Origin of the sequence: Nostoc sp. (assembly GCF_036918015.1) — a bacterium.
In the GTDB taxonomy this organism is placed as follows: Bacteria; Cyanobacteriota; Cyanobacteriia; order Cyanobacteriales; family Nostocaceae; genus Nostoc.
In genome coordinates this window covers 16738-36229 of the sequence record NZ_JBALEO010000038.1, presented here as the reverse complement: position 1 = coordinate 36229, position 19492 = coordinate 16738, and the positions used below count along the sequence as shown (strand labels likewise).

The following is a 19492-nucleotide window of genomic DNA, read 5'->3' as shown; positions in this document are numbered from 1 at the left end:
ACTTCTCCCCTGCTCCCCCGCTCCCCATTCCCTACTCCCTACTCCCTACTCCTCTAAGATGGTGGAACAACTTAAGCCTCGCTATTCTGTCGTTTGGACGAACAAAATCGCTGAAGTACCCCAAAATGCCTGGAATGCTTTGGCAATGCCACTCAAAACGCCATTTTTAGAATGGGAATGGTTGAACAATCTTGAAACCTCCCAGAGTGTTACGGCTAAAACTGGTTGGTTGCCAAATCACTTGACATTGTGGCGAGATAAAACGCTGATTGCTGCTGCGCCACTTTATCTTAAAGGACATAGTTCTGGTGAATTTGTTTTCGATCACCAATGGGCAGAGTTAGCCGATCGCATCGGAGTCCAATATTACCCAAAATTGCTGGGAATGACACCATTCACCCCAGCAGAAGGTTATCGCTTCTTAATTGCCCCAGGAGAAGACGAGGATGAAATCACAGCGCTGATGGTGCATGAAATTGACACTTTTTGCTCCAAAAATCGGATTTCTGGGTGTCATTTTCTCTACGTCGATCCCCAATGGCGGCCGATGCTGGAACGGCATGGCTTTACAACTTGGCTGCACCACAGCTATATCTGGGAAAATGCTGGTTTTAAAACTTTTGATGATTACTTGAAGGTATTTAACGCCAATCAGCGCCGCAATATCAAGCGGGAACGCAAAGCTGTGGAGAAAGCAGGTTTACGATTGCAACCGCTGAGTGGGGATCAAATTCCTCAGTCTTTGTTTCCCTTGATGCACCAATTCTATGCTGACACCTGTGATAAGTTTGGCTGGTGGGGTAGCAAGTATCTCACACGGAGGTTTTTTGAGCAGCTACACACCGATTATCGCCATCGAGTCTTGTTTGTTGCCGCATATAGCGAGGAAGATAATTCTCATCCTTTAGGAATGTCTTTTTGTTTATTTAAAGATGACAAACTCTATGGACGCTATTGGGGAAGTTTTCAAGAAATAGATTGCTTACATTTTGATGCTTGCTATTATGCGCCGATTGAGTGGGCGATCGCTAACGGAATCCAAATTTTTGATCCTGGCGCGGGTGGGCGTCACAAAAAACGGCGCGGTTTCCCCGCTATGCCCAATCACAGTTTGCACCGCTTTTACAATAATCGTTTAGGACAAATTTTACTTCCCTATATTAAGGAAGTGAATCAACTCGAACAGCAGCAGATTGAGGCAATTAATGCAGAGTTACCATTTAGTGAGAAAAATGCTTGAGGAAAAGGAACTACTTTCGTAACATCACTGCGTAAGTCCTAATAAGTTCAGGAAAATATTTATGGATCGCGTGAATCGTGATGAATTAATTAGAAGATATGCTGCTGGAGAAAGAAACTTTGCCGGAGTCAAGTTGGGCGGGGATTTATCGGGGATTGACCTGAGTGGTGCTGACTTTACTGGGAATAAAATGGACGAGTTCTATTTTGAGCGTGCCATCTTGAAGGGTGCTAGTTTCGTCAATACCCAATTGGCTCAATCCTGTTTGGATGGTGCCGATTTGACCGAAGCCGATCTCAGAGGTGCTAGATTGTCTTACGCGAACCTCAGAGTTACTAACTTGACCAACGCTGACCTTAGAGGCGCGAGATTTTCCAACACTAGGTTCGATAGAGCGAATCTTACCGGGGCTAATTTGAGTGGAACTGATTTGGGGGGATGTATTCTATGCGAAGCTAACTTGACTGGAGCCAATTTGGAAGGATCTAGTCTGCGTCGCATTACTTTTCGTAACACCATCATGCCAGATGGCACTATTCGGAATAGTTGAGTCTAATTCTTTGATTTTCTTTTAAGTAAAAGGAATCAAAAATATCTGAAAGATATCAAGAAGACTAAGGAAAATAGGAATTACACTTGATATATAGTGTAAAAACCCTCAAGAAAGAAAATTTCTTTTTATAATGCTTATGGATTTAATAATTGAAGATTTAGCCGCAATTGATGATAAACTTTCCCAGCGTCATATTGACCTCGATCCCGGTGGATATTTCATTATTTACTTAGATCGAGACGCAGGATTAATTTATGCCAAGCATTTTACAAATGTGATTGACGATCGCGGTTTAGCTGTCGATCCCGAAACGGGAAAGGTAATTCCGGCGCGACAAAAGGTAGAACGAACTCATACAACAGTTTTTAGCGCGAGAACGGCGAAAGAACTTTGTGTGAAAATTTTTGAAGAAACTCAGGTTCCTTTGGTAACTAAATTAGATCATGCAGCTTATCTGGGTCGAGAATTTATCCGGGCTGAGGTAGCTTTAGTTACAGAGCAAGAGTATGTTCAAGATTAAAGTTAGGAGTGAGGAGTTAAAAGTTAGAAATTCATAACTCCTAACTCCTAAATCTCCCATTACCCATTAGAAGAGGGCTGATTTATCTGATAGATATAGTAAGTCGCCATTGGTATAACGGTGGCAGCAATTAACAATCCTACTACCCAAGCAGTAGCGTTACCTTGGTTGGTTTCTTCTGCTTTCTTGAAAGTGCCTCCAACCTGCACATTGTCAATTATTTGGGGTGGCCCTGGATCGGTTTTGCCAGAGAGAACGGCGACAAGGCGATCGCTTGCATCGAGAAATGCCTGATTGTATTTGTCACCATTGCGTAACGGCACACTTACTGTTTCAGTAGCTACACTCTCGGCAATAGAGTCAGTAAGTATTGGCTTGACTTGATCCCCAGTAATAATGGCAGTACCATTGGTAACTGTATCAAGAACCAACAAAGTTTGATTAGCTTGGGCTGCTTTTGTCGGAAACCATTTTTCAAACAGTTCTTTAGTAAAGCTTTCTGGTGTTTCGCCGTAGTCGAGTCGGCGAACAGTAACAATTCTTACTTCTTTATCTGTTTGCTTTGCCAAATCCTTAAAAGCGCTGCTAATCTTGCCTTCATTCAGACGGCTGATGACTTCACCTTGATCCAAAACCCAGGTGTCATTCGCTGCTGTCAGGCTGGGTATTTGATACACACCTGTGGCTAAAGCAGGTGTGGCAAACAGCGAGGCTGCGAAAATAACCGTCACCAAAGGTAGAATTAGCCGGATGAGGTGTTTTTGACTGCTAAAAACTTGTTTGAGGAGCTGTTTCATCGTGTGATCCCTAAGACAGACTTGCACCAAAAATACTACAGAACCACTGCAAAAATCACCTCGTTCCCGATTTTCTTCAGTGTAAAATTTCTGATATTCCCAGCAAATATGTATATTGTACGGGATTTTTGATTACACAAAATTGTTCTGAAGGCGGTTGCAAGCATTAACCTGACGCTAAACCCCTTACTAGTCACAAGAAATACCGCCCATTTTGGGAATTAACCCAAATGCTGAGGGCGGAATTTGCAAACCATCTAGAAATCATATCGCATGATTCATATTTTGGTTCAGCAAAGCCATATTTTTTTATATCTGCGAGTAGTTTTTCCTGCTGTACTCAGCAGATATCTGAGTGAAAAAGAATGTCAAGACGTTATCCTGCTACCTCTCTACAAGGGTTCTAGACAATGCATATTTAGTTTATATAGATGTCTATGTGATGGTTTATATCTGCATTTTTCTGATATTTTAGCTAAATCAATATCATATATACATGACTATACTTTTAACTAACGACGATGGCATTGATGCCCCTGGTATCCAAGCGCTGCTCAAAGCTGTAAACGGCAAAAATTCTATTATCGCTGCTCCTGCCGATCATCAGTCTGGCTGTGGACATCAAGTTACTACTACTCGTGCCATCAACCTCCAGCGACGTTCTGAGACTGAGTATGCGATCGCAGGTACTCCTGCTGATTGCGTGAGAATTGCGGTAACACAAATTCACGCAGATGTCAAATTTGTACTTTCAGGTATCAACGCTGGGGGAAACTTGGGAGTCGATGCCTACATTTCTGGCACAGTTGCCGCCGTGCGGGAGGCTGCGATGCACGGTATTCCCGGAATTGCCATTTCTCAGTATCGCAAAGCCAAACAGGATTTTGATTGGGATCTGGCTGCTAAATTCACTGCTGAAGTTTTAGCGGATTTACTCAAGCGTCCCCTAGAGCCAGGAAGCTTCTGGAATGTGAATCTGCCGCATCTGCAACCAGGAGAACCAGATCCTGAAGTGGTGTTTTGCCAAGCCTGTACCAAACCTTTGCCCGTGAACTATCGAATTGAAGGCGATAATTTTTATTATGTAGGGGAATATGGCAAACGCGATCGCACTCCTGGCAGCGATGTAGATGTATGTTTTTCTGGTAATATCGCCGTCACCCAGTTAAGAGTTTGACATTGCCCATTAGTTACTAGTTAACTGCTACCACCTTTTAGTGGATATTGAGGAGAGCTTGTAGGGCTATTAATTAATCTTATGGGTATGTGGTGCGATCGCGATCGAAATTTTCAAGGATTTGAAATCTGGTAAAGTTTCAGTGGTACTGAACACTAATTTCAAAAAAAAGGAGAAATATATGCAATTTCTCAAAATTGTTCTTGTCGCTTTCGTGTTAGTGGTGAACCTGCTAATCGCTCAACCCTCTTGGGCAGGTAAGGATTTCACTAAGGGCGCTGACTATGCTGAGGTAACTCAGGCGCTCAATCAACTTCTAACTGTAAAGGATACACCTGAGCAAGCGGGCTATACACCTGAGCAGTTTCAGCAGCGACTGGCACAATTGCAGTCTCAGAAAAATGTCATAGAAACAGCTAGAAAGCGGGCACAGTGCCGCAATGAAACTGGAAAGACTTTGGCTGTCTATGCCAATAAACCAAAAAAATCTCCAACCCAACTCTACTTCCTGGGCGCAGGAACAATCACCGATGATGATTGGGATTGCGATGGCATTTACTTACCCGCAGGTTCTCAAGTGGTTTTAGGCCCAAACACTCAACCACAAGAGCTAACTGAACCCATCGCCGTTAAGTTTGTCGATGGTACACAGTCTCTTGCTAGAACCAATCCAGCCACTGGTGCAATTGAATTGAATGTTGAACCTGCCAAAGTATTCAAGGCGGGTGAGAGCGGCTGGTTGCTTCCTAGTTTTTCCCAAGCGGATATCGATACGCAAATTCCCACCCCACAACTCATTGACTAATTTCATCTAGATAATTCAACTTTTATGCACTTCCCGCATAGAAGTTGAACTAAAGAAATAGGATATATAAAGGAAAATATTTAACCATTGACTAATCAAATTTTAATTAAGGAAAAACTACAAACAAAGCTTGAGAATATTCAAAGCAAAAGCGATGGCTCTCCCATTACCGACTTGCAGCTAGACAAAACCTTAGTCGCAGAAATTGAACAATTGACAATGGAACTGGAGAGCGTCAATCCCAATCTGAATCCTCTTCTCTATGCTACTTCATTGCTAGAAGGAGCTTGGCAACTGCAATACTCCACAGCTAGAGAAATACGTTCTTTAGCTTCTCTTCCATTCGGATTAAAGCTGGGTAAAGTTTATCAAGTGATTGATGTTGCAAATAAATTGTTTTTCAATCTAGCTAAAGTTAAACATCCTCTGGGGTTAGTATCGGGATATGTCAAAGTTACAGCTAGCTTTGAGCCAGCCAAAGAAGATTTAGAGCCTCTACAGAACAAACGTATTAACGTCTATTTTGACAAACGCTATCTATCAATTGAGAAGATTCTTGGCCTTAATACTCCCCAACTTAACCCATTTAAGGTTGTCTCAGCTAACAATCCTACTAGCAGAACTGCCACATTAGATATTACTTACTTAGATGAAACTTTAAGAATTGGACGCGGGGGAGATGGAAGTTTATTTATTCTTAGTAAATCTGAGAATTTACCTGAATTCACATCCTCAAATGAAAATTGATTGCGCCGCTGAATGAATATGCCTCTCTCAATCATACATCTTTTCAGCAAAGTAAAAGTAGGCTCTCCAATGGTAGAGGTTAATACATTAAATTTAAAGGTAAATCATGGTATAGAAGGAGATATTAATGCCGAGCATATAAGTCCCAGGCAAGTTTTAATTGTTAGGCACGAAGATATTGCCAACTTATCAATTCAACCAGGAGAATTGCGAGAAAATATCGTGATTCAAGGTATAGAAATTGATAAATTTATCCCTGGCTCTCTGCTAAACTTTGAAAGCGGTGCGGCAATTAGATTAACTTTTTACTGCGAACCATGTAAGCGAATAGCTCCCTTGGTAGAATCATTAAAAAACATCCAAGCTAAAAGAGGAATTTTAGGTGTAGTTATTAAATCAGGTCAAATCAAGGTTAATAGTAATTTTCAAGTTAAAGCTAATAAATTTCCAGCATTATCTGAAATTCCATATAAACGATTCCTAAATTTTATTATCAAAATCCCAAGTGGAAAAGTAGTTACATATAAACAGATAATCAAAGGCATAGGAGTAGATAATAGCTATCTAAGAGCTATTCCTATATACCTGAAAAAAACTTCGGCTGCTGATTATCCAGTACATAGAATATTAGACTCTAAAGGCTATTTGATAAGTCATGTCAGCCAACAAAAAATTAAGTTGGAAATGGAAGGAGTCCAGGTTTTATCTGAAGCAGATTTATTACGCAACTTAAACAAAAATTTTGTAGAGATTAAAGATTATCTATGGGAAGATAGTACTCTATATCTAGAATAGATATTACTGTAATATTAGACCTGAATCCTTACGTTTCATCAAGACGAGCCTTGATTTTTGATTTGTTTAGATGTAGCTTCCATAAAGTCGATAAAAACTTTTATGAGCTTATGAATTCCCTCGCTACCTCCTGCAATTAAACCTCCTGTCAGCAGTGCATCTAAACAACGGAAAATAATTACTTGTATGGGATTATCTAAATCAATAACTACAAGCGGTTCGATTGAGCGAATACCTATTGCGCTCATTAAAAGACCGAATAAAAGAGATGTCCATAAAGCAATTGTTCGTGTATCAGATTTATAAGCTGCTCTTTGGCGCTCTTTTTCATTTATATCATCCATTTGTGGCTTGAATATTTTTAATGGTTCTTGTTGGTTTTGTGTAAAGTTTTGGATGATTTGCTGTTCTAAACTCATTCCCTCAGGTGGGAGTCCACTGATTTGATTAGATTCTAAGAATTGGCTCTGTTGTACTTCCATAAGTCTTATCTTCTCAGACAGTAGAGCCTTTTTTTGCTGAATACTAATATCTAATTGTTCGACGAATGGGCCACGCCAAGTAGTTATAAAAACTTCTAAAGAACGTTCTAACAACAAAGAAATAAATAATTGTAATGTAAGTAACTGGACAATATCATTAACTCCAAATGGTTTTAAAATAAATGGTTTAGATGATAACCAAGTTGATAAAGTTACTACTAGAAAACTAATAATAATTAATACAATAAATAGAGGAGATTCTGGAGAAAGCTTTAGCAACGTATCTATACTCCTGTTTCGCGTCACAATATCTAACACAGCCTGGAGGTGAAAACTACACCTGCTGAGTAACTTAACAACGTTAATTTGATAGAACAGTAAATAATTTATGACCTATCCCTTTTTTCTAAAAGTGTGATGAGTCACGCCGTTGTGGCAGCAGGAAGCATTCCAGTGCTACTGCGCATGGGACGACGCTAGAGCAAATAGCAACCGTAGCACCAACTAAAAACCCCTCCAACGTGTTGGAGGGGTCAAAGTAATTTTTGCAAATGAGATGGTGATTAGGGGGAGACAGTAGCTTTTCCTGTTCGGTTAGGCATTTTCTTGTCAAAGCAACCAGATGATAGTACAGCATTTTATAAATCCATTACGAACCTCTGCAAGTCTGTACTTAGTAAGATAAATTATTAGTGCTATCGTCTGATGTCAGATGCGACTCGACAGCCTTGAGATAACCTTTATGATTCAAAGCTTCTTGTGCTGGTAACTTTTTAGCGTTGACAGCAGTCTTAACCACATTTAATGCAGTCAGGTTTCCTGTTTGGTATTGAGATACCAAAGCGCTACCGCTAGGACTACGCTGTGCTTTCAGATTACTTTGATAAGCTAGAAATGCAGCATCAAAGGCTTTGAAGTAGCTGACGTTAGATGAATTGTTAGAATTGATAGCTATAGGTTCCCCATTATTGCTAGTAGCTATTTGAGTGCCACCAATTCCAGGCAATAAAGCAATAGAAGTAACAATGAGTACAGAATCGATTAAGATAGAGAGTTTCATAGGATTATCCTTAGTTATAGTAAAGTGCAATTAGTGTTCTTGAGTAATAGAGTCTTATTTTTTATCTGTCTTAACTTCCTGCACCCAGTTCACCTGAACGGTTGATTTGCTCCTCACCCATTCGGGTGATTTAATTGAGCGCATCCTACGGTTTATTCAAAGTTGCTAAGAGGTTGTTTGAAAAGTGGTTAGGTGTGATTTTAGGCACTTATTGATCCCCCCTAGCCCCCCTTAAAAAGCTACGGTGTACACACATCTCTAAAAATCCTACCCACACAATATTTCTGTTCAAGTGAAAGTCGCACACTGAGCAAATATCACGCCCAGAACTAAAGTTCCGGGCTGATAGCTAAAGTCCACTAAGCGTGGACTGAACTAAATTTCTTGTTTAGTCCTCCAAAAGATGACTTTCGCTATGAGACTCGGAATAAATTCCGAGGCGGGATAGATACACTGCACCAACACTTGTGTGTACACCGTAGCCTTAAAAAGGGGGATTTAGGGGGATCTAAAACTTTTTGCTACCAACAACAGGACTTTTCAAACATCCTCTAAGACCCATCATGTGATAAGCAAGAACAGCAGTATCAAAGGTTTTGAGGCAATTGATATCTGTAGAATCGTTGCGTAAAGTATTAGATTTGACAGATGTGTTGATTGATGTGCCACTTTTGCTATGAGTAGCTATTTGAGTCATAGCGATTCTAGATAGAACACTAGAATCAAGAATGTATGCAAAATAAAGTGGGGTAAAGAGTTTCATTATTGATGCTGTCCTGGTTAATAAATCGGGAGTAAAGTTCAGGAGAAACTTGAACAGATATATATTTAACTGAGGTTATCTAAAAATTTATGCAGCGCTGTTACTCAGTTGTAGACATAGCCCAACTGAGGCATCGTATTTCTGCGCTATCCCTTCAACAGCAGATTTCTTGATTTAGAATAATTGAATCTAATTTGTCTATTCTGGTTTACCGAACAGACAAATTAGAGTAAACCGTAAAATTTTTTCTATCTAATTTAGTACGGTAATCATCAATTAATTGGTGTCAAAAACCGAATTTACAGCAGCTTTAACTCTATCTAATATGAATATGTAAGCACAAGGTTGAGTGCAAAACTTATTAAACAATAGTAACTAATGCGAGGAAGAGTTATGACACTAGTTCGTTGGAATCGTTGGAGAGAAATTGACACTCTACAACACCAAATCAATAGTTTATTTGAAGATACCAGACTACCATCTGCATTGTTTGACAAAGGCTTAAGTAAAGTTCCGGCTGCTGAAATCCAAGAAACTGAAGATGCAATTCATCTGAAGATAGAACTGCCAGGAATAGAAGCTAAAGACCTGGATGTACAAGTCACAGAAAATGCTGTTTACGTTAGCGGTGAGCGGAAGTCTGAAACGAAAACAGAGGAAAAAGGTGTTACTAGAAGTGAGTTTAATTACGGTAAATTTCAACGCGTAATTCCTTTATCGGCTCGGATTCAAAACACTAACGTTACGGCAGATTATAAAGATGGCATCTTGAATCTGATACTGCCTAAAACTGAGCAAGAAAAGAATAAAGTTGTCAAGGTGAATTTGGAACAATCTGCTAACTAATGGTTTGCTTGCGATGTCTACGACGGGCTACGCCTACGCACTACTTTACCTGCAATAATTGATTGAAATAGTTAAGAGCTTGGTCATGCGAGTGACCAAGCTTTTTTCTAAGCAATTTAGCGTTGATAAAAAAGTACTAAAGACCTTCGAGATTTTTAAGCACGTCTGCGGCTGACTGATATCTTTGAGTGAAATCAAAATGTACCATTTTATTTAAAATCATCACTAACTCGTCTGTAGCGTCAGTGAATTCGCGCCAATGTTGCCAAATCTGTTGATTAGCATCAGCTTGACTTTGGATAATTATTTCACCAGTATTTGTGTCTCTACGAAACTCTCTAGGTTCTACCCCAGTTAAACCTTGTATTCCCATAATTCCCAACGCATAAATATCGCTGTTGAGTTTTGGCAACCCACTCATTTGTTCAGAAGGTGCATAACTAGGAGTGCCAATTGAAATAGTCTGAGCTTCTTGCTGCTGGGGTTGAATCTGCTTAACAGCGCCAAAGTCAATTAAAACAATGTGCCCATCTGATTCTCGCCTAATCAAGTTACTAGGTTTGATATCTCGATGAATTACGCCATAGCTGTGAACAAAAACCAGCACGTTTAAAACTTCTTTGAGTATCTCCACAACTTCAGCTTGTTTTAGTCGCTTCCCAGCAGTTAGCTCTTTATCCATAGCGTGCCCTGGAACAAATTCTTGCACTAGGGAAAATTGCTGATTTTCTTCAAAAAAAGCTAGCAGTTGAGGAATTTGTGGGTGCTTACCTAAAGTTTCTAAAATTTCTGCTTCCGCGTCGAATAGGCGTCTGACAACATTTAAATATTCTGCATCTTGGCGGGGAGGTCGCAACTGTTTAACCACACACTGCGGATTACCAGGACGCTGGATATCGTCAGCTAAATAAGTATTGCTAAATCCCCCAGAACCCAAGGGTTGAGTAATTTTGTAGCGGTTATTTAGTACCGTGCCTAGTGCAATTTCTTGCCCAATGGAATCAACAATTACCGTTGGCGCTTCGTTTGAGGCGTTGCCGCGCTGCCGTAAAAGATTTTGTAATTCTAGAATTAATTGTTGGTGTTCTTGAACCCGTTGGGTAATTTCTTTTTGCTCTTGCTTGGTTTGATAAGCACTATAGGCAAGGACACTGCCGGCAGTAAATACTAACCCCAACGCCGGAGGTATGACTGGGAACCATCCAGCTTGGGTAAAAATGACAAAATTGGCTCCAAATAATACTGCCAGGGCTGTTGCTGCTGCTAATCCTAAGCCTAGTGGATGTTGAATCCGCCATACCAGCAACCCACCAACTACAGTCCATGCCCATATCCAAAGGACTTCACCCCACTCAGGCAAAAACCAAAATAGAGGCTGTTTGTTCAGAACAGCACTGAGAATTTGACTAACGCTGTGGGCATGAATTTCAATTCCGGCCATTTTGCCAGAATTATCTGACTTCCCGCTAGCAAAGGGCGTATTAAAAATATCATTTAAACTATTAGCTGTTGAACCAATCAAAACGATGCGGTCTTTAACTAAATCTGGTTTAACTTGATTTGCAAGTACTTCTGTAATAGTTACTTGCTGGGCAACCTGATGACCAGAACGGTAATTAAGCAAGATTTGGTAGCCATTAGTATCTGCTTTTTCATAGCCGCCAGCGCTACTTTGCAGAGGTTTAAATACAGTATTACGTAGTTGTAGTTCCTTTTTGGGGGTAAATTCTAGTTGGATGCCTCCAACTTCTAAATATTTGAGTGCTAGTTGTAAGCTAAAAGAATAGGTACTTTGACAAGAATCGGACTCCTCTGCACTTACCAATAATAGATTGCGGCGAATTGTGGCATCAGTATCTTCTACAACATCATTAAATCCTACTCGCTCTGCTTCAACGCCCTTTGGGGGTGCTATTCCCGGATTGTTAGAACCAGAATGTTTGCAGATAGGAATGATGATGTCGCTCTGTTGGAGGCGTTGCAGTAGCTTGTCATGACCAGGTGGTACTGGTAAGTCACGAAAAATATCTAAACCAATGACTCGCGGTTGATATTCTTCAAGTTTGCCTAATAGCCTGTCTATAAGTTCGCTAGACAGGGGCCAATTCCATTTTTGGATATCTTTTTCACTTAAAGCAACAATTAATAAACGAGAGTCTGGGCCTGGGTCGGCACGTAATTGCATCATTTGGTCGTAGACTTTCATTTCTAGAGGCTCGAAAACCCCCAGTTTTTGAATTCCTACTAGTAAAATTGTAGCGATCGCACTTGAAAGAATAACTGGCTGTCTAAATAAACTTTTAAACTTTACAACCATTTTTGCAATCGATTTTACTTTAAAATATACCTAGATTTTTAGATTAATTTTTAATATCGAAATTATTCTACGCAATTTGTAACTTTTCAAAAAATATAGTAATCATATTTTACTTACAAATACCAATATGAGCAGACACCCAACTTATTTAATAAGTCGGGTATCTTGTTGTTCGTGGCTAATTTAGAATTGCTATATGTGTTTCAGATAATGCACAATCGCCTCTGCTGTTGACAAATTAGTAGCCAATAAAACTTGATTAATAGTGCATAATCTTAACAGTGCTTCTTCATTTGCTTGACCTGGCTGAGGTTGCAACAAATCTCGCAGGAAAATAACTGCTACAATTTCTCCGGCTCCAACCAATGAAGCAATTGTTTGATATCCTCCAGAAGTTGGTGCGGGAGTTTGTTGACTAATCGTTATCCCTGCCTGTTGATGTAAAACTTCACCAACAGATGGCCAGGTAATTGTAAAACTCTGCGAGAAAAACTCCTGATGTTCGGAAACTAATTCGGCAAGTTCTGATTTCTTGCTTTCATGAGCAATCAGTACTATATTTCTTTCAATGATTGCTTGAGGAAACTCACTAATATTTGTTTCTTCTGGAGTTTCATCAAAATGAGCTTCTTCTACTACCGGAAATTCTTCAATAGTTTGACTGATGCTATCAGTAGCTCCACTTTCTGTTGTTTCCAAAGATGGAATATCATCTGAGTCGGAAACTTCACTTACTTGGGCAGAAACATCATCAACATCTACACTGACTTCTTCAGTACTTGTATTACTCAAATCAATGTATTGATTGCTTAAAACTTCCGCAACGGCATCATCAGGTGCAGTTGATACTTGAGAAACTTCGCTGATTGTTTCATCCACTGCAAAAGTAGGTTCTACTTCGTCAACATCTACACTATCTGCTGCTGTAACTGACGCATCCCAATCTATCGCTTCATCTATATCCAGTGTAACTTGGCTCAATGCTTCTGGCGGCTGAATTTCTGTGTCTTCAACAACTTCACTGGTTTCTTCTGCGACTGGCGTATCCAAATCTACGACTTCATCATGAGTAGCTTCGGGAATGTCACTTTCTGACTCAGATATTTGGTGGAAAATATCGCGTGGCTGTACGGAGGTGACTTCTGCTGCAAGTGCTGCCTCCAACTCGGCATTTTCATCGTAGGTAGTTTCTGGAATAGCACTTTGTGCAGGAACTTCGTTGAAAATATCGCGTGGCTGTACGAAGGTAACTTCTGCTTCTAGTGCTGCCTCTAACTCTGCATTCTCGTCGTAGGTAGTGTCTGGAATAGCACTTGTATCACGCTGTTGTACGAAAGTAGATTCTGTTGCCAGTGCTGCTTCAAAGTCTACAGCCTCATCGTGGTTAGCTTCTGGAAGGACACTTTCATTTTCGGGTGTTTCAATGATGTTTTCAGGTGCAGCGATGGCGTTATCAGGTTCAGGCAAAGAAACTTCTGAGGCTTCGCTGACTTCTGGTGTAACTAATGTCCGCAAATCCACAATTTCATTACGAACATCGTGTGGAACTTCGCTAACTGCTTCTGCTGGCTGAATGATGTTTTCAGGGGGGATTATCTCAACAACCGGGATGACATCATCACTTGGAGTAGAAACAACTTCGGAGATTTCGCTGATTTCTGGGGAAGGTGTTTCTATTTCTTGGCTAATGGGCGCTGGAACTTCGTTGACTACCTCTGGCGCTGGATTAACGACATTGGGAGTGCTGATATTTTCAGGCGATCGCGGCCGAGAAAACAGTGAAGGATCTATAATTCTAAAGACTGTCTCTGGTTGCTCATAAACGGGAGCAACAGCTTCTAAGATCAAAACATAATCTGCAATCCGAATAATATCTCCATCACTCAAAGAATATGGTCGATCTTTTTCAGCTTGTTTCCCATTAAATATTGAGCCATTTCTACTGCCAAGGTCAGAGAAGTAGTAATTTCCACCTTTAACAAAAAACTTAGCATGTACTCGACTGATATCAGGGCTATCTAAGAGTAAATCAGAATCAGGAGAACGGCCTATTAACCATTCTCCTCTCGGTGTAGTTTCTATGGTAAGGTCAACTTCATTGACTTCACTTAGATTTGGTGAGTAGCTAACTTTTACTTTCATATTAATTTTTGGTTAATTTTATTGATTTCTGCCACCCAGCGCTGACGGGTAGTATGTTCTAAATTTAAAATATCATCTTGTGACCAGTGGAAATGATAAGCAATAAAAGCTACCTCCTCATATAAAGTATCAGAGGGGTAGCTTACGACTCCCCCGCTAGTTCTAGCTCCACTGAAAATTGAGTATTACAGTGGGGACATTGTGTCGGAATGTGTACATTGCCTTGTTGATTGATTCGATTATAAAATTCTCGGAGATAGGCAATGTCATGTAAGAGCAGTCCTTCGAGTAAATCAGGACTAACAGAATTGAAACTGCCCAAGCGAGTGATAACCCTTGCAAGCATTACCAAGACACCGTAAGCCGGATTTTCTTGAACTTTGCGCTCTTGTTGCACCAAAATTTCATCTTTGGCGGTGGCTAAACGCATCATCCCATGACGATGTACTCGTTGTTCGCCATCACTCAATCCTCTAGGAAGAGTGAAAGCAAATTCTGTGCAGAGAGTATCCTTTTTACGGCGCATAGGTTATTGGGGAGTGCTGAGTGCTGAGTGCTGAGTGCTGAGTGCTGAGTGCTGAGTGCTGAGTGCTGAGTGCTGAGTTAGGAGTTAGGAGTTAGGAGTTAGGAGTTAGGAAGAAATATTATTGTTTCAAGCTTAAAACTCGGAAGTTGAGCCTTTTTGCTTAAACGTTGAGCCTTTGAACTCGGAAGTTGAGCCTTTTTGCTTGAACGTTGAGCCTTTGAACTCGGAAGTTGAGCCTTTTTGCTTGAACGTTGAACCTTTGAACTCGAAAGTTGAGCCTTTTTGCTTGAAGGTTGAGCCTTTGAACTCGAAAGTTGCACCTTTTTGCTTGAAGGTTGAGCCTTTGAACTCGAAAGTTGCACCTTTTTGCTTGAAGGTTGAGTCTTTGAACTCGGAAGTTGCACCTTTTTACTTGAACATTGAGTTTTTGAACTCAGGACTCAGGACTCAGCACTCAGCACTCAGCACTCAGCACTCAGCACTCAGCACTCCCCAATGCCAAACTCAATTATGAAGAAGTGCTTCGGGAGAATTCACTGTATCTTCTGGTATGGAAGTTTCGCCTTCCAAGCCATTGATTCGACGGTAAAAATCTTGGAGGTAATTTAAATCTTGGGAAAAAAAGTTTTCCACGATTGCAGGAGTAACTTCTGATAAAGCACCCAAGTGGGTAATCACTCGCGCCAAGATAATAATTGTGGCATAAACGGGATTAGCTTTAACGCGGGGGTCACGCAAGGGTGCAATCTCGTCTATCGCCGTTGATAACCGCATTACACCTTTGCGATGGAGGTTGCCTTCAGAGTCTAGATACCCTTTTGGCAATGTAAATTCAAACTCTGTGGGAAACATAGTACTCCTAATTACTTCACGCGTTTAAATTCCTCAAAAGCAACCTCCACTTCCTCAATTTCGATGTCATGGCTGCGGGCGTTGACATCGGCAATTTTGTAACTTGCAGGCCAAGCACCGGCTAATTCAAATCTAGCGATTTCTTGATTTGCCTGATTATAAATAGATAAAGCAACAAGTCTACGTTGCTGTGACCAATTACCCTGTTGGACTTTTTCAAACCACTTCCAAAAATCCATAGAGTTAGTGGTTCCTCTACGCAGAATGAGATTACCACTCTTAGGATTGCTAGGAAGCTTAGTTCTCACTACCTGACCTTTTGATTGCCCTTTTGTACCCCAGGTTTGAGAAGTAACTTCAGTAATTTCAATAACCTCTTGGGTTCTTTTGAAGCCTTGACACTCCAAAAAAAAACAATTGGCATCGTTTTGACCTTCTAGTGTCAGTTCTAAATAGAACCGATGGGCCGTAAGAACTTCTGGAATTCGGCTTGCGGATTGTACCACTGTTAAATAATTCGTAATTCGTAATGACGCTCGCGGACTCGCTACCGCTACGCTAACGTAATTCGTAATGACGCTTGCTGACTCGCTACCGCTACGCTCTAAGCAAAGCTATGCCGCAGGCTTTACGTAATTACGATTATTTGATTCGTTTAATTCCTTCGTGAACCAATTCAACAGTTTCATTCGCCATATCACCACCAGAAGCAGTTAAGGTAGGCCCGGTGTATTTACAGGGATAACAATTGACAATGTTCCAGCGTGCTTTTTCTGAGCCTTGTTGGTCATAAGCAACCACCGAACCAGTCTTACGATTCTGTGACCACTTCCGAGGGTCGCCCATGTCTTCGTTACAGTCTTGATACCATTTATAAAGGTCTATATCATCAGTGGCGATGACTTTTACTGTAATGTTGGTAAATTTAACAACAGTTGGTGTAGCTTGACGCATTAGTTTAGCGCCCTTAGATGAACCGTGGACTTCTTGCGCTGGTGTATTTTCAACGCCTAGTCCGCTAATTTCTTTGATGAATTTATCAGTAATTCCGTCAGCCTCGAAGTAAAACTTACAAGAGGTTAAAAATTCGCCTGCCATACTTTTAGACTCCTTTGTGTGTAATTAATTTTGAAATGGGGAATGGGGAATGGGGAATGGGGAATGGGGAATGGGGAATGGGGAATGGGGAAAGAAAGACGCGATAAATCGCGTCTCTACAAGAGGAGAATTCTTGCTCTATTCGCTATCTTCAATGCCATTCCATTGGCTGATGCGGAAAACAACAAACTCAGCCGGTCTGACTGGGCAAACGCCGACTTCAATATATAAACGTCCTAAAATTCTGTTTTCTGGTGGGTTCAATTCTTCGTCGCACTTCACATAAAATGCTTGGGCTGGAGATGCCCCAAATAAAGCACCTTCACGCCAGATACGTTCTAAGAAGTTACTGACGGTGCGGGTGACACGCGCCCATAAATCTTGGTCGTTCGGTTCAAAAACTACCCACTGAGTCCCCAGTTCTAGGGATTTTTCGATATAGCTAATTAATCTACGCACACTGATGTAACGCCACTCTGTTTTATCTGGCTCAACTAAAGTGCGTGCGCCCCAAATGCGGATACCTCGATTGGGGAAGTTGCGAATACAATTTATCCCCAAGGGATTTAATAGTTCTTGTTCGCGGAAGTTTGTGTCATAGCCCAAACCGATTACGCCTCTAGGAACTTCATTTGCTGGGGCTTTGTAAACTCCTCTAGTTTCATCGGTGCGGGCCCAAACACCCATCACATGACCGCAAGGAGGTACTAAAATTGGATTACCGCGATCGCGTGGATTAGGTACTTTAATCCAAGGATAATAAAGGGCCGCAAACATGGAACGGCGGTTAAATCTGTTCAACCACTCCACTACTTGTTGCGGTTTGACGGCTTCTGGTGGGGAATCAAGTACAACCATGCGGTTGGGCGGATTGGGAATATCGCCACTGGCAGAACCCTCGCACATACTAATCATCAGTTCGATGATGCCGTGAACTTGATCTAAATTCAGTACTTGCTCTTGATAAGCCCGCATCACATCAGGACAGGCCAGCATTGTGATTTCATCAACTTCAAAGATACCGCGTACCCCGGTGCGATCGTCTCGAACCCCTTCTAAATTTTGCGAAAATCTATCGGGTGGGGCGGCGACAATGGGCGGTGCTAGCTCATATTGACCATTAACGGGGCGACGAGCTAAAGGCTGTCCGCTTTGAGTGATGTCTTCTACAGTCACATACATGGAATTTCTCAATGCCGCTAGCGCATAAGTTGCTGTTTGACCAGCAGGTTCGCGGTTCATTGTCAAGTTCTGATATTCCTCTAGAAGTTCATCTCCCCGACGAATTTCGATGGTGAAATATTCACCCGTGTTTGGAGGCGCTTCTCCTTCAGTCCCTTCGGGTAGGGCGCGGGGCGAACCATCAATAATAACGATATTTACTAATCCGCCTGCTGCTTGTTCAGCACGCAAAGTAAAGCGGAGGGCTGGACGATTACCTCTAGAGTTAATTCTTAAAGTAGCCGGTTCTGGAGTTGCCGGTCTGGGTGCGTTTGGTAACTGAGTCCCAATGCTTGTTACCCAACAGCGACCGCCACCATTCATAAAGTAGCCGTAGACTGAAAATGGTAAATAGGCGTTGAAGTCGGTGAACCCGTCAGAGTTGGGACGGGCAAAATAATTGAGATATTGCGTCCAATTGGTTACTAGAACAGGCTTATATAACTCAGCCCCACCGCGAACGTCTTCTGTAAAGCCGACAAATCCGGCAACCGCCGTGCTAACACCTTCAATTGGTCGGCTACCCCGGTCAATTTCTTCAATGTAGACACCAGGAGCAAAGTAATCAAGTCTAGCCATGAAAGTCTCTCCAAGTCAGTAAAAATCTAATTATTCAGGAGTTAGAAATATTTCTTTGAAAGTATTACTTTGGTTATCTACCAATGCATTGACGTTTTGGGGTAAATAGCCAGGATGATTCAGAGTCAAAACATAATTACCTAAATGAAGGTCTTCAAAGAAGAACAACCCTTCTTTAGTGGTTAATATGGATTTTTCAGTTCCCCTCACAGCCACTTCTGTCGCTACCAAGGGCAGATTTGTCACCGAACTTTTGACAATACCCGCGATCGCAACTCGCCTAGTTAGAACTAGACTGTCACTATCGCGAGACAATTGATTTCGCAAATTGAAAATTCGCTCCCAAACCAAAGGCACTGGAGTCGGTTGTGGCTCGAAGGGTATTGTGACTGTCAAATATAACGCTGAACGCAATGGCACACTGAGAGCGCTCCATAAAGAGCCAATCTCAATTGGCGGCTCTAGGGCAACTGTCATGTTCAAATTACCATAGCCCCGTAATTCAGGAACCAAAAACTCCTCTTCCAAGGTGCGATGGCGCAACAGCACAGTCAACGCCTCACTAATAAAGTGATGCTCACCTAAAGCTGTTCTATCCCAGGCTGTTAATAGCAGCGAAACATCAAACCAAGCTGGTGCCCAATTTACAGTGGCAGGTTGTAGAGCGCGTGTTAGCTTGCGTTCTACTTGCCTGCCAGAATGTTGTACCTGCTTACTCTCACGTATATCAAAAATGTATAAATTGAGAGTCGGGCCTGCTCCCTCTTCCCTACGATTACCAGGATGGCTAAAGTCAATTTGCTCTGTACTGGTAAGTGAGGTTCCTCCAGCGAGAATTTCGGCTAAAGTTTGAAGAACGAAGATAAGCATGAAGGTGTTCTGCTGGTAGCTAATCCAGATGCATCTAGAGTATCTGTATAAGCCTTCTAAAGTTAATTAGACTTTTGTCGATATTTTTTAGATAGGGGTGAG

General features: G+C 41.4%; 22 protein-coding genes. 9 read left to right on the top strand and 13 right to left on the bottom strand.

What is annotated here, in order from left to right:
• The first annotated feature begins 58 nt into the window (after positions 1–58).
• The 3 genes from V7K61_RS09180 (at position 59) to V7K61_RS09170 (ending at position 2313) form a co-directional block, all read left to right on the top strand.
• Positions 59–1240, top strand: coding sequence for a GNAT family N-acetyltransferase (locus V7K61_RS09180; RefSeq protein WP_335052935.1), 1182 nt, complete (start codon positions 59–61; stop codon positions 1238–1240).
• Positions 1241–1301: 61 nt separating this feature from the next.
• Positions 1302–1790 (top strand): pentapeptide repeat-containing protein, encoded by a 489-nt coding sequence (locus V7K61_RS09175; RefSeq protein WP_335052933.1) that lies wholly within the window; start codon positions 1302–1304, stop codon positions 1788–1790.
• Between the two features lie 139 nt (positions 1791–1929).
• Entirely contained in the window at positions 1930–2313 is a 384-nt protein-coding gene (locus tag V7K61_RS09170) for a DUF4346 domain-containing protein (RefSeq protein WP_335052931.1), read from the top strand.
• A gap of 59 nt (positions 2314–2372) precedes the next feature.
• On the opposite strand, the gene psb32 is transcribed toward V7K61_RS09170, so the two are convergent.
• Positions 2373–3110: a photosystem II repair protein Psb32 gene (psb32, locus tag V7K61_RS09165; RefSeq protein WP_335052929.1), complete on the bottom strand. Its 738-nt coding sequence runs from the start codon at positions 3108–3110 to the stop codon at positions 2373–2375.
• A gap of 496 nt (positions 3111–3606) precedes the next feature.
• Between psb32 and surE the strand changes: the two genes are divergently transcribed.
• The 4 genes from surE to V7K61_RS09145 all read left to right on the top strand — a co-directional run bounded on the left by surE (position 3607) and on the right by V7K61_RS09145 (position 6634).
• Positions 3607–4287 (top strand): 5'/3'-nucleotidase SurE, encoded by a 681-nt coding sequence (gene surE, locus V7K61_RS09160; RefSeq protein ID WP_335052927.1) that lies wholly within the window; start codon positions 3607–3609, stop codon positions 4285–4287.
• 181 nt (positions 4288–4468) lie between these two features.
• Complete coding sequence (locus V7K61_RS09155) at positions 4469–5092, top strand: hypothetical protein (protein ID WP_335052925.1); 624 nt, start codon at positions 4469–4471, stop codon at positions 5090–5092.
• Positions 5093–5179: 87 nt separating this feature from the next.
• Positions 5180–5839, top strand: coding sequence for a PAP/fibrillin family protein (locus tag V7K61_RS09150; RefSeq protein ID WP_335052923.1), 660 nt, complete (start codon positions 5180–5182; stop codon positions 5837–5839).
• A gap of 18 nt (positions 5840–5857) precedes the next feature.
• Positions 5858–6634, top strand: coding sequence for an MGMT family protein (locus V7K61_RS09145; protein WP_335052921.1), 777 nt, complete (start codon positions 5858–5860; stop codon positions 6632–6634).
• 38 nt (positions 6635–6672) lie between these two features.
• Here the strand turns inward: V7K61_RS09145 and V7K61_RS09140 are convergent, their stop codons facing one another.
• The 3 genes from V7K61_RS09140 to V7K61_RS09130 form a co-directional block, all read right to left on the bottom strand.
• The gene (locus tag V7K61_RS09140; protein ID WP_335052919.1) at positions 6673–7395 is read right to left on the bottom strand and encodes a hypothetical protein; all 723 of its coding nucleotides are present in this window, start codon (positions 7393–7395) and stop codon (positions 6673–6675) included.
• A gap of 394 nt (positions 7396–7789) precedes the next feature.
• On the bottom strand, positions 7790–8176 hold the full coding sequence (locus V7K61_RS09135) for a hypothetical protein (RefSeq protein ID WP_335052917.1): 387 nt from the start codon (positions 8174–8176) through the stop codon (positions 7790–7792).
• A 508-nt stretch (positions 8177–8684) separates the two neighbouring features.
• Positions 8685–8873, bottom strand: coding sequence for a hypothetical protein (locus V7K61_RS09130; RefSeq protein WP_335052915.1), 189 nt, complete (start codon positions 8871–8873; stop codon positions 8685–8687).
• Between the two features lie 459 nt (positions 8874–9332).
• Here V7K61_RS09130 and V7K61_RS09125 point away from each other — a divergent pair, with 459 nt between their 5' ends.
• On the top strand, positions 9333–9785 hold the full coding sequence (locus tag V7K61_RS09125; RefSeq protein ID WP_335052913.1) for an Hsp20/alpha crystallin family protein: 453 nt from the start codon (positions 9333–9335) through the stop codon (positions 9783–9785).
• A gap of 136 nt (positions 9786–9921) precedes the next feature.
• On the opposite strand, the gene V7K61_RS09120 is transcribed toward V7K61_RS09125, so the two are convergent.
• The 4 genes from V7K61_RS09120 to V7K61_RS09105 form a co-directional block, all read right to left on the bottom strand.
• Complete coding sequence (locus V7K61_RS09120; RefSeq protein WP_335052911.1) at positions 9922–12102, bottom strand: CHASE2 domain-containing serine/threonine-protein kinase; 2181 nt, start codon at positions 12100–12102, stop codon at positions 9922–9924.
• Between the two features lie 192 nt (positions 12103–12294).
• Positions 12295–14244, bottom strand: coding sequence for an FHA domain-containing protein (locus V7K61_RS09115; RefSeq protein ID WP_335052909.1), 1950 nt, complete (start codon positions 14242–14244; stop codon positions 12295–12297).
• Positions 14241–14423, bottom strand: coding sequence for a DUF6760 family protein (locus tag V7K61_RS09110; RefSeq protein ID WP_083782463.1), 183 nt, complete (start codon positions 14421–14423; stop codon positions 14241–14243). The genes V7K61_RS09115 and V7K61_RS09110 overlap by 4 nt, the downstream gene beginning before the upstream one ends.
• Entirely contained in the window at positions 14387–14770 is a 384-nt protein-coding gene (locus V7K61_RS09105; protein WP_335052907.1) for a phage tail assembly protein, read from the bottom strand. The genes V7K61_RS09110 and V7K61_RS09105 overlap by 37 nt, the downstream gene beginning before the upstream one ends.
• A 175-nt stretch (positions 14771–14945) precedes the next feature.
• Between V7K61_RS09105 and V7K61_RS09100 the strand changes: the two genes are divergently transcribed.
• A complete protein-coding gene (locus V7K61_RS09100; RefSeq protein ID WP_335052905.1) occupies positions 14946–15284 on the top strand; it encodes a hypothetical protein in 339 nt (112 codons plus the stop codon).
• On the opposite strand, the gene V7K61_RS09095 is transcribed toward V7K61_RS09100, so the two are convergent.
• The 5 genes from V7K61_RS09095 to V7K61_RS09075 form a co-directional block, all read right to left on the bottom strand.
• On the bottom strand, positions 15275–15622 hold the full coding sequence (locus V7K61_RS09095; RefSeq protein WP_181931614.1) for a hypothetical protein: 348 nt from the start codon (positions 15620–15622) through the stop codon (positions 15275–15277). The genes V7K61_RS09100 and V7K61_RS09095 overlap by 10 nt on opposite strands.
• 11 nt (positions 15623–15633) lie before the next feature.
• A complete protein-coding gene (locus V7K61_RS09090; RefSeq protein WP_292714257.1) occupies positions 15634–16128 on the bottom strand; it encodes a phage tail protein in 495 nt (164 codons plus the stop codon).
• 136 nt (positions 16129–16264) lie between these two features.
• Positions 16265–16720 carry a phage tail protein gene (locus V7K61_RS09085; RefSeq protein ID WP_094347975.1) on the bottom strand — a complete coding sequence of 152 codons (456 nt, stop codon included), beginning with the start codon at positions 16718–16720 and terminating at the stop codon, positions 16265–16267.
• Between the two features lie 138 nt (positions 16721–16858).
• Positions 16859–18520: a phage tail sheath family protein gene (locus V7K61_RS09080; RefSeq protein WP_335052903.1), complete on the bottom strand. Its 1662-nt coding sequence runs from the start codon at positions 18518–18520 to the stop codon at positions 16859–16861.
• Positions 18521–18550: 30 nt separating this feature from the next.
• On the bottom strand, positions 18551–19390 hold the full coding sequence (locus V7K61_RS09075; protein ID WP_335052901.1) for a Pvc16 family protein: 840 nt from the start codon (positions 19388–19390) through the stop codon (positions 18551–18553).
• Positions 19391–19492 lie beyond the last annotated feature (102 nt).